This is a genomic window from beta proteobacterium MWH-UniP1, assembly GCA_036362785.1.
Taxonomy (GTDB): Bacteria; Pseudomonadota; Gammaproteobacteria; order Burkholderiales; family Burkholderiaceae_A; genus Lacustribacter.
The window spans coordinates 348,331-364,101 of the sequence record CP143625.1; the positions used below are offsets into that span (position 1 = coordinate 348,331).

Here is a 15,771-nt window from a genome sequence, read left to right on the forward strand (position 1 = left end):
AGGAGGTTTTGCATGAAGAAGGCGCGGTTTACGGAAAGCCAGATTGTGGCGATTCTCAAAGAGGCAGACGCTGGGTTGCCCGTTGGTGACGTGATCAGGAAACACGGGATCAGTTCGGCGAGCTATTACAAGTGGAAGGCCAAGTACGGCGGGCTGGATGCCTCGGAGCTCAAACGGATTAAGGAGCTAGAGGCGCAGCTGGCGGAGTTCAAACAGATCGTCGCCGACCTGACCCTTGAAAACAAGGCGATGAAGGGGCTGATCACAAAAAAGCTCTGACGCCAGCCAGAAAGCGGGAAGCGGTGGATTACCTGGTTGGCGAAGAAAAGCTCCCGATTACCCGAGCCTGTGGCTGTGTGGGGTTGTCTCGGGCAGCTTATTACCGCAAGCCCATGGATCAGGCCAAGCGGGATGCGCCGGTAGTGGACGTTTTGAACCAGATCGTAGCCAAGCATGGTCGCTGGGGTTTTGGGTTGTGCTTCAGTTGGATGCGCAATAACGGGTATCTGTGGAACCACAAGAGGGTCTGGCGGGTTTACAAGGACATGCGGCTAAACCTGCCAAGGCGGACCAAACGCCGGCTGCCCAAGCTACCCAAGCAGCCGCTGATTGCTCCAACCGAGAAGAACATCACCTGGGCCTTGGACTTCATGCACGACACGCTTTACTACGGCAAGCCCTTTAGAACCTTGAATATCATCGACGAATCTAACCGCGAGATCCTGGGCATCGAGATCGACACGAGTCTGCCTGCTGGGCGGGTCATCCGCACCCTGGAGCAACTTGGCGAGATCTATGGGCTACCGCGAGCCATACGCCTGGATAACGGCCCGGAGCTACGCAGCGCACTTCTAACGCAATGGTGCGAGGACAAGGCTATCGAGCTGCGTTATATCCAACCCGGCAAACCCAGCCAGAACGCCTTCATCGAACGGTTTAACCGAACCTATCGGCATGAGGTCTTGGATGCTTATCTGTTTGAGGATCTAGACCAGGTCCGTGACATTACCGACGAATGGATCACGGTCTACAACGAGGAACGCCCCCACGGGGCACTGGGAAAGTTGGCACCCAGATTGTTTAGGCGACAAGCAGAAAACTCTACATCCTCAATGTCTACTTGACGAGGAAGACTACAGCATCATGAGCGGACTTAAACAGAGTTTTCCTAATAAATTATGTTTATCATTGTTAATTTTTATTACACTCTCTCCATTGATTGAGGCTGAATTGAAAGCACCAATTTCGCTTGCATTGGCTTTTTTGGGCTTTTTATTTAGGAGCGAAAATATATCGATAAATTTTTTAAATAATTTACGCGTCCTACTTGTTTTATTTGGAGTTTTTGTTTTGCACCCGATAATCTTAGATATGGAAAACTTAGGTAATTCAATCGTGTGGATAATCGGAACATTTTCATTAGTATTTTCCGGATTTATTTTGGCTAATAGCTATACAAAGAAAGATTTTTTAGATATAAATGAATCATTTATTATTGTTATAATCGCTCTGGGGTTGCCAATTTATTTGCCCTTTTCTTACGGATTGTTCGATTATGATTTATTGCCAATTTATAATTTTAAGGGATGCGAAAGAGGGTATACAGTCGGTATAGTTAATTTTTTGACTCATGAATATGGGGTAACAGCAAGATTTAGCAGTTTTGCGCGCGAGCCTGGAATAATGCAGGTTTTTATTTTACTGGCACTCAATAACAGAATCGTACGTATGCGGGGATCAATCGACGTTTTAAGTTTGATGTTGATCGTTGCGCTTTTTCTTGGAAAAAGTACTACGGGTTTATTCGCAATGTTAATTGTTTTGATGATGTCGTGTAATTTTTATAAAAATAAAATCTTCTTCGCCTTATTTGGGTGCATTTTTATTTATTTCTTTATTATTGAATTAAAATATATTTTTGATTATAAGCTCTTTAACACGCATGCTTTCGAAGCGCGGTATAATAGATATGAATACTTAATTAATACAAATTTGGTTGACCTAATTTTTGGGCTTGGGAATAACGTTTATAACGAAACCTTAGCTGCAAATGATTTGGGCGGTTTTGATTCATTTCTTCAATTGATTCAACGTTATGGAATTATTGCTATTTTTACTTTATTTCTTTTACTTTTTCTAAATAATTATAATGATCCAGCTCCCCTGATAATTATTTTACTAGCTTTTTTTTCGCAGTCACTTTGGTTAGATCCGATTATTTCATATTTCTATTTTTGCCCCGCGGTCGTAAAGAGGTTTGGGTATCAATATTCTCCGCTATTGCGATAGCTGTCAGGTTTGTTGAGCAAAAAACTTAACCCAGTGAACACAGTGTCAAATTTATGAGTTTAAAAAAAAGTAAAATTGTTATGCTCGGTTTTTTAGTCGAGCAAGATTATTTCGACGAAATTACTAAATTCGACCTTTATCCCCAAGTTGCAGCAAGAAAGCACGAATTAGGCTATTTTCGTGGATTTGTTGAAAATAATTTTAACGTAGATGTGTTTGGTTTTTGTCCGAGTTCCACTTACCGTAAGAATAAAAAAATTTTTTTTGGCTTTCGCCAATGGAGTTTTTGGGGGTGTAAATGTTATCGTGTTCCATTTATTAATTTTATTGGTTTGAAATCTATATCAAGAGTAATTAGTCTTTCGGCTTGTCTAATTAAATTCCTAAATTTTAGGGAAGAACAAATTAAAATATGTGTTTATTCTACTCATACGCCATTGCTTTTGGCAGCCAATATAATAAATTTTTTTTGTAAAATTGACTTTTATGTAATAGTGGCCGATTTGCCTGTTTTTATGAATGTCGGTGTTAATCGTAGTAAATTTTTTAGATTTTTCAAGAGCCTTGATGTAATTATTTCAATGTTTTTACTGGCCAGGGCCAATGGCTTCTCTGTGGTTTCAAAGTATATATTAACGGATGTGCCGGCTTTGAGAGGAATTCCAGCCGTCGTGATTGAGGGTATTTTTCAACCGTTAATCCTGAGTAATAACTCTTCATTTTGCAAAAACAAACGTGAATATTTTCTTTATTCGGGAGGTTTGAATAATGCGTATGGTGTTGATATTCTTTTGCATTCATTCATGCGGTCTGATATTGATGCGGAATTATGGATTTGTGGTTCTGGTGAGCTTGTTGATTATATTAAAAAATGTAGCCATCTGGATGAACGTATAAAATATAAAGGTTATTTAAATCAAGCTGATTTAAACATCGTGCAAAAAAATGCATCAGCACTTTTAATGACTAGAGATCCTAAACATGAGTATGTAAAGTATTCATTTCCATCAAAGTTAATTGAGTTTTTGGGAACTGGTACGCCAGTTATCGCTACTCGTTTGGCCGGTGTTCCTGATGTTTATTATAGACATGTTACGATAATTAAATCGGTGCGTTACTTGGATATCGAATTCGCACTAAAGAGCCACTTAAACCGCCATCCACACGAGCGTCAAATGTCCGGTTTGCTCGCAAAGAAATTTATCGAAGAGCGTTGCAGTCCTCGCGCTGCCGTGGTGCCTTTTTTAGAAATGATGGGATTACATGTTGAGTTTCTTAAATAAGTCGCTATTGATTACCGGTGGCACCGGTTCTTTTGGCAATGCCGTTTGCAAGCGGCTTCTTGATTCAGGCTTACGTGAAATTAGAATTTTCAGCAGAGATGAAAAGAAGCAAGACGACATGCGCAAGAAGTACAACAGCCCCAAGCTAAAGTTCTACATTGGTGATGTGCGCGACTACCAGTCGGTGCTGGGCGCAGTGCGGGGGGCCGACTTTTTGTACCACGCTGCGGCCCTCAAACAGGTGCCTTCATGCGAGTTTCACCCGCTCGAGGCGGTTAAGACTAATATACTCGGCACCGAGAACGCACTGGAAGCCGCCATCAACTGCGGCGTGCAGCGCGCGGTGGTGCTCAGCACCGACAAAGCCGTTTACCCCATCAACGCCATGGGCATCAGCAAGGCAATGATGGAAAAGGTGGCTGTGGCCAAGTCGCGCAATACCGCCCAGACTGTGATCAACGTCACCCGCTACGGCAACGTCATGGCCTCTCGGGGCTCGGTGATCCCGCTCTTCATTGAACAAATTCGGTTCGGCGAGCCCATCACCCTGACCGACCCGAACATGACCCGCTTCATGATGACGCTCGACGATGCCGTAGACCTAGTGCTCTACGCCTTTGAGCACGGCCGGCCTGGTGAGATCTTTGTGCAAAAGGCCCCAGCTGCCACAATTGAGGTGTTAGCCAAGGCCTTGACCGCGCTGTTGGGTAAACCCGAACACGAGGTGCGCGTGATCGGCACCCGCCACGGCGAAAAGCTCTATGAGGCTTTGCTAAGCCGCGAAGAGATGGTGGCCGCCGAAGACTTGGGAGGCTACTACCGCGTGCCCCCCGATCTGCGCGACCTGAACTACGGCAAGTTCGTGGAGCAGGGAGAAACCAAAATTTCTGAAGCCACCGACTACAACTCGCACAACACCGAGCGCTTGGATGTCTTCGGCATGCAGGCTTTGTTGATGAAGCTGCGCTTCATGCAAGCCATTGCCCGGGGTGAACATGTGGAGACCGAGGAGTAAGCCATGAAAGTACTAGTCACCGGAGCCAACGGTTTTATTGGCAAAAATGTGGTTATGCGCTTGCGTGAGCGCGCCGAAACCGAAGTCTTGACCCTCATGCGCGGGGATGGCGATAGCGCTTGGCAAGCGGCGTTGGTCCAAGCCGACGCGGTGGTGCACCTGGCCGGTGAGAACCGGCCCACCGACCCCGCCGCGTTTGATGCGGTCAACAACGGTTTGACCCAGCGCCTGTGCCAAACTTTGCAAAGCATGGGAAAGGGCATACCGGTGTTGTTCAGTTCATCGGCGCAAGCCGAACAAGGTAACCCTTATGGCCGCAGCAAACGTGCCGCTGAAGAGGCCCTGGCGCAATTGGCCAAAAGCAACGGGAACCCCGTGGCCATTTACCGCTTGCCTGGCGTGTTTGGCAAATGGTGCCGTCCTAACTACAACTCTGTCGTGGCCACTTTCTGCCACAACAAGGCGCACGACTTGCCGGTGCAGATCAACGATGCCCAAGCCCGTGTGCGCTTGGTCTACGTGGACGACGTGGTGAATGCCTTTTTGCAAGCGCTGCAAGAGCCCATCGCGGGCTTGAGCAACCCTGCGGTGGCCCCCGAATACAACATCACCTTGGGGGAGCTGTCAGACCAAATCGATGCGTTCAAGAACTGCCGCAGCACTTTAGTGTCTGAGCGCGTGGGCACCGGCCTGACGCGGGCCTTGTATGCCACCTACGTCAGCTACCTGCCGCCTGAATCTTTTGCCTATCCCGTGCCCATGCACGGCGACCCCCGTGGTGTCTTCGTGGAAATGCTGAAGACGCCTGATTGTGGGCAGTTTTCTTACTTCACCGCACACCCCGGCGTTACCCGTGGCGGGCATTACCATCACAGCAAGACAGAGAAATTCCTGGTGATCAAAGGGCAGGCGCGTTTCAAGTTTTGCCACATGCACACCGGCGAAACCCACGAGCTAACCACGAGCGGAGAGAATGCCGAAATCGTGGAAACCGTGCCCGGCTGGGCGCACGACATTACCAACATTGGCACAGAAGAAATGATTGTGATGCTCTGGGCCAACGAGGTATTCGACCGCCAGCGCCCCGACACATTTGCCTGCCCCCTGTGAGCCTTAAAATGAAGAAACTCAAAGTCATGTCGGTTGTGGGTACCCGGCCAGAAATCATTCGCCTGTCACGAGTGCTGTCGGCTTTAGATATTCATTGTGATCATGTGCTTGTGCATACTGGCCAGAACTATGATTACGAGCTGAATCAGGTGTTCTTTGACGACCTTGGCATGCGTAGACCCGACTATTTCCTGAATAGTGCGGAGGGAAGCACGGGGGCTGCCAACACCATTGGAAACCTCATCACGGCAGTCGATGCTGTTATTGCAAAAGAACAGCCCGAAGCTATTCTGGTGCTGGGTGACACGAATAGTTGTCTATCAGTGATCCCCGCGAAACGACGAAAGGTACCTATTTTTCACATGGAAGCCGGCAATCGTTGCTTTGACCAACGGGTGCCAGAGGAGATCAACCGCCGCATTGTGGACCACACGGCAGACATTAACCTGACATACAGCGCTATTGCCCGTGACTACTTGCTGCGTGAAGGCCTGCCGCCGGATCAGGTGATCAAGACGGGTAGCCCTATGTACGAGGTGTTGCACCACTATATGCCGCAGATTCGGACTTCGAACGTACTTACTCGCCTGGATTTGCAACCTGAACAGTACTTTGTGGTTAGTGCCCATCGGGAAGAGAATATTGAACCTGAGAAGTCGTTTACCAAACTGGTAGCGGTGTTAAACGCGGTTGCTGAAGACCACAGCCTACCGGTGGTCGTATCTACTCATCCGCGTACCCAAAATCGGGTTGATGCAACGGGTGCCAAGTTTCACCCGCTTGTGCGCCTGCTGAAGCCCTTGGGATTTCACGATTACGTGAACTTGCAGATTCATGCTAAAGCGGTTCTGTCCGATAGCGGCACTATTACGGAAGAATCATCTATTTTAAATTTTCCGGCACTGAATATTCGTGAAGCGCACGAGCGCCCCGAGGGCATGGAGGAAACCGCTGTGATGATGGTGGGTCTGGAGGTAGAGCGTGTGGGCCAGGCTCTTGCGATCCTTGCTACACAGCCACGTGGTGCCGAACGTAACCTGAGCATAGTGTCTGACTACAGTGTGTCCAACGTTAGTGAAAAGGTGGTGCGCCTTATTCACAGCTACACCGACTATGTGAATCGCGTGGTGTGGAAGAAGTACTGAAGTCAATTGCGCCCGAGCCCATGCGGGTCTTGTTGCTAACTCAATGGTTTGATCCTGAGCCAACTTTCAAGGGGTTAGCTTTTGCAAAGGAACTCATCAGGCAAGGTGTGAACGTCGAAGTTGTTACCGGTTTTCCAAATTACCCAACGGGGAAGCTTTATCCAGGGTACAGAATAAAGCTGATCCACCGACAGACCATTGATGATATAAAAGTAACGAGGGTGGCTTTATACCCGAGCCATGATCGGTCAGCAATCAGACGCGTGCTCAACTATGTAAGTTTCGCAGTTACCTCGCTTTTCTATTGTCTTTTTTTTACGCGACGGGTAGATATTATTTACGCATATCACCCGCCTTTAACGGTTGGTATTACTGCATCATTAATCAGGGTATTGAGAGGGATTCCCGTGGTGTATGACATTCAGGACCTATGGCCTGACACCTTACGTACTACAGGCATGCTGAATAATGAAAAGATATTGTTCCTGGTTGGCTTAGTGTGCAAGCATATTTACCAACAAGTCAATCAAATCGTAGTGTTGTCGCCGGGCTTCAAGACGTTGCTTATGCAGCGTGGTGTTCCAGAGGGCAAAATCGAAGTAATCTACAATTGGTCCGATGAACATAAACTCAACGAGCCGATTGACAAGTCGAATTATCAACGTACTTCTAAGAGCCATTTTTGTGTTCTTTTTGCCGGGAATATGGGTACGCCACAAGCGCTCGGTGCCGTTTTGGAAGCGGTTGACTTGTTAAATGCACGGGGCGTGGCCGTAGAAATGATTTTCGTTGGTACGGGACTGGATTCTGAACGCTTAAAGAAAATAGCAACCGCTAGAAACCTCACAAATGTACTGTTCTATCCCCCGGTTCCAATGTCGGAAATCGGACACTTTCTAGATTCCGCTGACGCCTTGTTAGTGCACCTGAAAGCAGATGAACTGTTCAAGGTTACGATACCTTCCAAGACCCAAGCCTATATGGCGGCTGGCAAACCTCTGCTGATGGCGGTTGAAGGGGATGCTGCCGAACTAGTAACGCTGGCCGGTTGTGGGGTGTTGGCAAAGCCTGAGGATCCAAAATCGATAGCGGATGCTGTGCAAGCTCTGGCTGCGATGACGCCAAGTCAGCGCAAGCAGATGGGCCAGCGGGGTCGCGAATACTACATGACAAACCTTTCCTTGTCGGCGGGAACTGTAAAATTTAAACAGTTATTTGAAGATGTATTACAAAAAAGTAAAACGCATCATTGACGTGCTTCTCGCGACCGCTGCTCTGACACTGCTGACGCCGGTACTTCTTTTGGTGGCATTGGCCGTTAGATTAAATATGGGCAGGCCGGTAATTTTTCGACAGTTTCGCCCCGGTTTGAAGGGTAAGTTATTTGAGATGTATAAATTTCGTACGATGGTTACCGCCCCTAAAAACAGTAATCTTAAGGACCAAGACAGAATCACAAAGCTGGGGTTGTTCCTCCGGGCGAGTAGCCTCGATGAGCTACCTGAGTTAATCAATGTGATCAAGGGTGATATGAGCCTGATCGGACCCAGGCCGCTCTTGGTCGAGTACCTGAAAAGTTATTCGGCAACACAGATGCGGAGGCATGATGTCATGCCTGGGATTACAGGTTTGGCGCAAGTAAAGGGACGAAATAATCTTACTTGGACCAGTAAACTCCGCTATGACGTTTTCTATGCTGAACATCTCAGTTGGTGTTTAGACTGCGCAATACTGCTCGCCACAATCAAAGTTGTACTGTTCCGGTCGGGATTTCGTTCACATGGCGAATTGAAAAAATTCGGAGAATAAATGAAAGATTTGTTTATCTACTGCGCTGGGGGCTTTGGCAAGGAAGTGATGGACGTTGCAAGGCGTACGAATAACATAACAAAACAATGGGAATGCATCAGTTTTATCGATGATTCAAGCTCTGAGAAATCTAAGTATGGGGCTCAAGTCTACCAACTAGACGAGTTGGTAAGCCTGAATAAATTAACGAAGGCAGAGGTCCTAATTGCAAACGGGGAGCCGGCGGTTCGAAAAAAACTGCATGAACGACTTGTCTTATCTGGCGGAAATCTCGGTGTCTTAGTGGATCCATCCTCAATAATCTCTGATAGCGCGTTAATTGAATGCGGCGTTGTAATAACTCCTTTTTGCTCTGTGTCGAGTAATGCTTTCTTGTGCAGAAATTCGTCGGTAAACACAATGAGCATTATTGGACACGATGTTAAAGTAGGAGAAAATAGTGTTATCTCCTCTATGGTGAATATCGGTGGGGCTACGGTTATTGGTGATAATTGTTACATTGGTATGGGGGCTCTAATCAAGGAGGGGATAAGCATTGGATCCGGCTCGATTGTTGGAATGGGTTCGGTAGTATATTCAGACATCCCCGCCAATATGATTGCGCTTGGAAACCCTGCAAGAGTTGTTAGAAAGAATACTGAACAGAGAGTTTTTAAATAAAGGTGATTAATCGTGTCAAATAAAGAGAAATACAATAAGGTTTTTGTGGACTGTTTCTCTGTTGAAGAGAGTGTTCTTGATGAAAGCTTTACTTACCAATGCGTTCCTGCCTGGGATTCAGTCGGACATATGGGCATGATCGCTGCTCTTGAGGACGCATTCGGGATAATGATGGAAACAGAAGACATTATTGAGTTTAGTTCTTATTCTGTAGGTATTGAAAAGCTCAAAAAGTATGGCATCGAAATATGAGTTCTTGGTTGGCCAAGCCGCACGATCCAAATCGGATAGCATTGTTCAGTGATGAGGGTAAGGTCTTTACATATGGTCAGCTGCGAGACGAAGTAACGATAATTTCGAACGCGCTCCCAAGGCGTCAACTGATGTTCTTCCTTGGGCGTAATGACGTTTCAGCGGTCAAGACCTATTTAGCTTGCTTCGAATCGGGCACCGTGCCATTGTTGTTGGACCCAAGCATTTCGAGAGACTTGCTAGTACGGCTGCTAAGTGTTTATGTGCCGAAGTATGTTTTTTTGCCGAAACTTATAGCGGAGACATTAGAGGGCTACGAAGTATTTAGCGAAATTGGTGGCTATGTTTTGTGCTGTAGTGGACGTGCCGACGGTCCAGAGCTTCATGCGGATTTGTCCCTCTTGCTGACAACCTCCGGCACAACTGGGTCACCAAAGCTGGTTCGTTTGTCTTGGCGTAATCTTTACTCTAACGCTCAGTCCATTGTTGACTACCTAGGTATAGAGTCGACAGATCGGGCTATCACCTCGCTGCCATTCTATTATTCCTATGGAATCTCGGTTTTACACAGCTATTTGTGTGCGGGTGCCTCTATCGTCTTGTCCAATCGAAACTTTTTTGATCCTTTATTTTGGCAACAAATGAAATCCCTTGAAGTTACCAGTATGGCTGGCGTTCCTTATAGCTACGAAATCTTATTGAAGCTGCATTTTGAACGTATGGAACTACCTGCCCTCAAGACACTAACTCAAGCGGGCGGAAAAATGCCCTTAGAGCGCACTCAGCGTATTTTGGAGATATGTGAAGCCAAGAATATTCGCTTTTTTACAATGTACGGACAGACCGAGGCCGCGCCGAGAATGGCCTATTTAAGCCCGGAATACTCTGCTACTAAACTTGGCAGCATTGGCAAGGCAATACCCGGTGGCCGCCTATGGCTTGAAGACGAGCATGGTGCAACGATCGAACAGCCTGGGCAAATAGGTGAGTTGATATACAGTGGACCTAACGTAGCGCTAGGGTATGCAGAGATTCGAGATGATTTAAAGCGTGGTGACGATTGGTGTGGTTTGCTGCGTACTGGCGACCTAGCAAGGCAAGATGAACAGGGGTTCTTTTACATCGAAGGTCGAAAAAGCAGATTTATCAAGATATTTGGAGTTCGGCTGTCCGTTGATGCTGTGGAAACATGGTTCGCACAGCATGGCGTGGTGGCGGCTGCCTACGGGAGCGATGATTGTTTGCAGGTGACATTAGAGTGTGTACAGCAAGATAAATGTAAAGATTTCGCAAAGATACTCTCAACCGTTATGCGGATTCATCCTTCTGCCTTAAATGTCTCCGCCATCTCAGTTTTGCCTCGTCTTGCGACCGGAAAAGTTGACTATTCATGCTTGGAAAAGAAACACTAGGCGATATAGCGACTTGGCCAGTTTACGAACTACCCCAAGCGCGTAAGCAATCACTGCTATTGAGTGTGATGCAGGATTTAACATCACACCATGCGAATTCCTGCCCAGGCTATCGAGCAATTTTGCAGAAACTATGGAACATTGAAGATATTACGAATCTTGAAACCGTGCCTTTTCTGCCAGTCCGGCTGTTTAAGCATGAGCGCTTGATTAGCGTAGAACCTACTGAAGTTGTAAAGACAATGACATCTTCGGGGACAAGTGGAACCGCTGTATCCCAAATATTCCTCGATAAACACACCTCTGCCATGCAAGTTAAGGTACTTTCACGCATTATGGGTGAATTCATCGGTCCGAAGCGATTGCCGTTGCTGGTAATTGACTGTCGCAAAACGATTGCAGATAGACAAAAGTTTTCGGCGCGCACTGCAGGAATTCTTGGGTTTTCTGTCTTTGGTCGAGAAGTTGAATTCGCCCTCGATGACGATATGTCAATCAATGAAGAAAGGGTCATGGGGTTCTTGTCAAAACATGCTGGCGAATCCATCTTAATCTTTGGTTTCACCTTTATTGTGTGGTTATATCTTGTGCGTTGGCTAGAGTCTAACGGCCGATCGTTGAATCTGGAAAGAGGAATATTGATTCACGGAGGGGGATGGAAACAACTGCAGTCTCAGGCAGTCGATCCCGAAGATTTTAAACGCCGTCTAAAAGGGGTGACGGGTATTACTCGTATTCACAACTATTACGGTATGGTTGAACAGACTGGCTCCATATTTATGGAGTGTGAGCATGGATACTTGCATTCTTCGGTATGGTCAGAAGTTTTTGTTAGGGATCCCATGAGCTTCGACCCGTTGCCATTTGGACAGCCTGGATTGATACAGTTATTGTCGGCAATACCGAGAAGTTATCCAGGCCATTCATTGCTTAGCGAGGACGAGGGTGTACTGCACGGTATAGACAACTGTAAGTGTGGGCGCAAGGGATCGTATTTTAAAGTGCTGGGTCGTGTTCAAGATGCTGAAGCGCGCGGTTGCAGTGATACATATACCCGATAACTTGTCGCAGAAAATAGAGTTCTTGCTTGGGTCGAGTGATGCAATCTCGAACGAGCCTATCGAGATCTTTAGCGAACAGCGTGTTGCATTTCTCGCTCAACTGTCTCGACTTCTGCTTGCTGATCCCGTCGGCAAATCTATGCCAGATATTGCAGCATTTGCGTATTGGTGTCGTCAGGCAAATCTCGAACGAATGCGTGAGCGCTACGATCCCAAATCTCGTTTACAAATGGGCCTGGGTCTAACGTTCCATATCTGCCCCGCCAATGTACCGGTAAATTTCGCTTTTTCTATGGCGTTTGGTTTGTTATCTGGCAATTCATGTGTACTGCGTTTACCAAGTAAGCCCTCTGCGACTATTGATCTCCTAGCTAGCGCTATTCAGAAGCAATTGAATGAGCCCTGCTATCAACACCTACGACAAGATCTAGTTTTAATGAGATTTGATCGAGATGATGAAATCGTTAAATTCTTGATCTCGATTGCTGATGGGCGCATTATTTGGGGTGGTGATGAAACCGTAGCTCACATGCGCAGCTTCCCGAGCAAACCTCGCTCCCGCGAAGTAGCGTTCCCTGATCGCTATTCTTTATGTTTATTGGAACCTGTTTGTATTTTAGAGATGGGAAAGCAGGCCTTTGATCGATTTTGCTTCGCTTTATATAATGATATTTACCTGATGGATCAGTCAGCTTGTTCTTCGCCGCAATTAATTGCGTGGATTGGCGAACCTAAAGAGGTAGAAGCGGCACAGCGAAAGTTATGGCCAGAAGTGGTAAAAATTGCACGACAGAAGTACCCTTTACAGGCAGTCCATGTAATAGATAAATTTACTGCAGTATGTCGTAACTCGATTGCCAATTTGGGCGTGCAGAGTATAGAGCGCAACACAAATGTACTTTATCGTATCCAATTAAGTTTTTTAGATAAGCATCAAGATGAGTGTCGCGGTTACTTCGGCACTATCCATGAAGTTGTGTTGCCGCACCTCGATGCGCTTGCACCAATCGTAAGCGAGCGCTATCAAACGCTGACTGTGCAGGGTATTGACCACACAGTTATTAGGCAATGGATCACTCGCAATCGGTTGCGTGGCATTGATCGTGTTGTACCCGTTGGTCGTGCATTGGATATGAGTATTTTGTGGGACGGCTACGACTTAATCGGCAGTCTTTCGCGAGTTGTTGATTTATAAGAATAATGGAGGAAAACGTGACAAATCAAAATAATATGAATGATGGCTTTAGTTTAGATTGCCTTGAATTGCAGGCCTACCAACCAAATCGTTATCCTTTCTTGATGATCGATCATGTTGACGTCGTGTCACCCGGGAAATACGCTCGCGGATATAAGAATCTAACACTGAATGAGTGGTACTTTCCGGTGCATTTCCCTGATGGTCCGAACATGCCAGGCGCCCTGCAATTAGAGGCGCTCGCGCAAATGTTAACAGTTGCAATAACCACGTTGCCAGGGCTGAAGGGGAAGGTAACTCACGCGTTACAACATACGGTTCGTTTTAGAAAAGAAGTTTTACCCGGCAAAAAATTTGAAATTGATGCACAAGTACTCTCTTGGAATCGCGGTATTTGTAAAGGAAAAGGTGTGGCCACTGTTGATGGCGAAATTGCTTGTGAGGCTGATATGCTGATTACGATTCCCGAGATTCTTGAGCAGTATTTACCAACATCTCAGAAGTCGGGATGAAAGAGGTAGTTGATGTTGTAATTGTAGGCTCAGGTGCCAGCGGCGCTGCTGCGGCATGGCGGCTCAGCAGAGATCAGTCACTTAGAATTGTGTGTCTCGAGCAGGGCGAAAAGACTAGCCCTGAAAAATATCCCAGCACTCGACCTGACTGGGAACTGTCTAGAGCTAAGGATTACAACCCGAATCCCGCTGTTCGCTGCAATCCCGCTGATTACCCTATAGATGACAGTAACTCTCCGATTTCGATTGCGAATTTTAATGGGTTCGGTGGTAGTACGATCTTGTATTCGGCTCATTTTCCCAGAATGCATCCTTCCGATTTTCAGACGCGTAGCTTGGATGGCGTGGGTGAGGATTGGCCGATTAGTTTTGCAGATTTAAAGCCTTATTTTGAGCTAAACGAATCGATGATGGGCGTTGCCGGTTTAGTTGGCGACCCCGCAAATCCAGAATACTCGAGTCTGCTACCGCCGGTTCCGCTGGGAGCCATGGGTCGAGCAGTAGCTGAGGGATTCAATCGGTTAGGCTGGCATTGGTGGCCTTCTTACGCTGCAATTAATACGCGGAATCATGGTAACCGTGGGGAGTGTATCAATCTCGGCCCATGCAATACGGGTTGTGCACAGGGTGCGAAAGGCAGTGTAGATGTTACATATTGGCCTTTGGCTATAAGGCAGGGTGTGGAGATCCGCACACAATGCCGGGTTCTCGAGGTCACACTCGATCAAAATGGGAGGGCAAAAAGCGTTGTGTACGCAGATGCTTCCGGAGCTCGTCATGAGTTACACGCTAACATCATTGTGGTCGCATGCGGTGGGGTTGGCACGCCGCGACTATTATTGAATTCTCGGTCGCCAAAGCACCAAAACGGTCTGGGGAACGATTCAGGCATGTTGGGTAAAAACCTGATGTTGCATCCGCTGGCCTACGTTGAGGCTGTCTTTGATCGTGACCTACAGTCTAGTTTGGGTCCGCATGGTGTTTGCATACTAAGCCAGCAGTTCTATGAAACCTCCTCTGAGAGAGATTTCACGCGCGGCTATACTCTCCAGGTTTTGCGAGGAGCACCTGCTGCGGAAACAGCGATAACAGGTTATTTCATGCGGCAAATCCCGCTTGGTTTTAATCATCACAAGAGATTTTCTCAAATCTTTAATAGATCAGCGGGGATAGCAGTCATCTCGGAGGATTTGCCCGAATTACACAACCGAGTTGAATTAGACGAGGCAAACTGCGACGCGTCAGGAATGCCCGGAGTGAAGGTGTTTTACAAACTTAGCGACAACACAAAGAAGATGCTTACACATGGTATCCAGGCATCTAAACAAGTTTTTGAGGCAGCTCAAGCCAAGGTTACTTCCTCCTTTGCCCCCGTAAAACACACAGGTTGGCATTTAATGGGCACGGCCCGTATGGGGGATGATGCTAAAAATTCTGTAGTCAATCGCTATTGTCAAGTGCATGGCGTCCCAAACCTTTTTGTTGTGGACAGCAGTGTTTTCGTGACCGCCGGCGCAGTCAACCCCGTTGCTACGGCACAAGCCGTGACCTTGTGGGCCTGTGACTATATCTGTCGACACAAAAATGGCAGCCTTTCATGACAGATTTGCAAACGATCATAGGCATTATGCTACCGGGCGATACTGATCTAGGAATACCGAGTGCATCAGTGATTCGCTTTGATGATTATTTAAGGCGACATAACCTAGAGGCGCTCTCTGTGGATTTTGCACAGATACTAGACACGGTATGCGCAGAAAAATATTCACAAAGATTCTCGAACCTGGATTCCGAACAGAAACTAGAAGCAATTAATGCTTGTAGGCTAGCTAATATAAGAGTGTTTTCATCTATGGTAGAGCATTTATTTAAGGCCTATTACACCACTCCTGTTATCCTAGAAAAAATCGGTGCGGGTACAGTACCGCCTTTCCCGCGTGGCAACTTTTTGGGAGAGGATGACTGGAGCCTTTTGGAGCCGGTGTATGAGCGCGGGCTGATTTATCGCGAACTAGATTGAACTTTCTT

Annotated in this window: 16 protein-coding genes; all 16 read left to right on the forward strand. The window is 46.9% G+C overall.

Annotation, left to right across the window (positions count from 1 at the left end; translation table 11 throughout):
• Positions 1-12 precede the first annotated feature (12 nt).
• Positions 13-1,124 (forward strand): IS3 family transposase gene (locus tag AOB54_01785; GenBank protein WVN42138.1). Its coding sequence is split into 2 segments (ribosomal slippage): positions 13-265 and positions 265-1,124, totalling 1,113 coding nucleotides; the frame shifts between segments, so codons are not numbered across the junction.
• Positions 1,125-1,143: 19 nt separating this feature from the next.
• Positions 1,144-2,289 carry a hypothetical protein gene (locus AOB54_01790; protein ID WVN42139.1) on the forward strand — a complete coding sequence of 382 codons (1,146 nt, stop codon included), beginning with the start codon at positions 1,144-1,146 and terminating at the stop codon, positions 2,287-2,289.
• 53 nt (positions 2,290-2,342) lie between these two features.
• Entirely contained in the window at positions 2,343-3,572 is a 1,230-nt protein-coding gene (locus AOB54_01795; protein ID WVN42140.1) for a glycosyltransferase, read from the forward strand.
• A complete protein-coding gene (locus tag AOB54_01800; GenBank protein ID WVN42141.1) occupies positions 3,553-4,587 on the forward strand; it encodes a polysaccharide biosynthesis protein in 1,035 nt (344 codons plus the stop codon). The genes AOB54_01795 and AOB54_01800 overlap by 20 nt, the downstream gene beginning before the upstream one ends.
• A 3-nt stretch (positions 4,588-4,590) precedes the next feature.
• Positions 4,591-5,697 (forward strand): NAD-dependent epimerase/dehydratase family protein, encoded by a 1,107-nt coding sequence (locus AOB54_01805; protein ID WVN42142.1) that lies wholly within the window; start codon positions 4,591-4,593, stop codon positions 5,695-5,697.
• Positions 5,698-5,705: 8 nt separating this feature from the next.
• Positions 5,706-6,842 (forward strand): UDP-N-acetylglucosamine 2-epimerase (non-hydrolyzing), encoded by a 1,137-nt coding sequence (wecB, locus tag AOB54_01810; protein WVN42143.1) that lies wholly within the window; start codon positions 5,706-5,708, stop codon positions 6,840-6,842.
• Entirely contained in the window at positions 6,827-8,095 is a 1,269-nt protein-coding gene (locus AOB54_01815) for a glycosyltransferase family 4 protein (protein ID WVN42144.1), read from the forward strand. Before wecB ends, AOB54_01815 begins: the two co-directional genes overlap by 16 nt.
• Entirely contained in the window at positions 8,064-8,651 is a 588-nt protein-coding gene (locus tag AOB54_01820) for a sugar transferase (protein WVN42145.1), read from the forward strand. The genes AOB54_01815 and AOB54_01820 overlap by 32 nt, the downstream gene beginning before the upstream one ends.
• Positions 8,652-9,311, forward strand: coding sequence for an acetyltransferase (locus AOB54_01825; GenBank protein WVN42146.1), 660 nt, complete (start codon positions 8,652-8,654; stop codon positions 9,309-9,311).
• A gap of 12 nt (positions 9,312-9,323) precedes the next feature.
• Positions 9,324-9,563, forward strand: coding sequence for an acyl carrier protein (locus AOB54_01830; GenBank protein ID WVN42147.1), 240 nt, complete (start codon positions 9,324-9,326; stop codon positions 9,561-9,563).
• Positions 9,560-10,975, forward strand: a complete 1,416-nt coding sequence (locus AOB54_01835; protein ID WVN42148.1) for an AMP-binding protein — start codon at positions 9,560-9,562, stop codon at positions 10,973-10,975. Before AOB54_01830 ends, AOB54_01835 begins: the two co-directional genes overlap by 4 nt.
• Positions 10,954-12,036: an acyl-protein synthetase gene (locus AOB54_01840; protein WVN42149.1), complete on the forward strand. Its 1,083-nt coding sequence runs from the start codon at positions 10,954-10,956 to the stop codon at positions 12,034-12,036. Before AOB54_01835 ends, AOB54_01840 begins: the two co-directional genes overlap by 22 nt.
• Positions 11,996-13,231, forward strand: coding sequence for an acyl-CoA reductase (locus tag AOB54_01845; protein WVN42735.1), 1,236 nt, complete (start codon positions 11,996-11,998; stop codon positions 13,229-13,231). Before AOB54_01840 ends, AOB54_01845 begins: the two co-directional genes overlap by 41 nt.
• A 35-nt stretch (positions 13,232-13,266) precedes the next feature.
• Positions 13,267-13,743 (forward strand): 3-hydroxyacyl-ACP dehydratase FabZ, encoded by a 477-nt coding sequence (fabZ, locus tag AOB54_01850; protein ID WVN42736.1) that lies wholly within the window; start codon positions 13,267-13,269, stop codon positions 13,741-13,743.
• A complete protein-coding gene (locus AOB54_01855) occupies positions 13,740-15,344 on the forward strand; it encodes a GMC family oxidoreductase (GenBank protein WVN42150.1) in 1,605 nt (534 codons plus the stop codon). Before fabZ ends, AOB54_01855 begins: the two co-directional genes overlap by 4 nt.
• Positions 15,341-15,763 (forward strand): hypothetical protein, encoded by a 423-nt coding sequence (locus AOB54_01860; GenBank protein WVN42151.1) that lies wholly within the window; start codon positions 15,341-15,343, stop codon positions 15,761-15,763. Before AOB54_01855 ends, AOB54_01860 begins: the two co-directional genes overlap by 4 nt.
• The last annotated feature ends 8 nt before the right edge of the window (positions 15,764-15,771 follow it).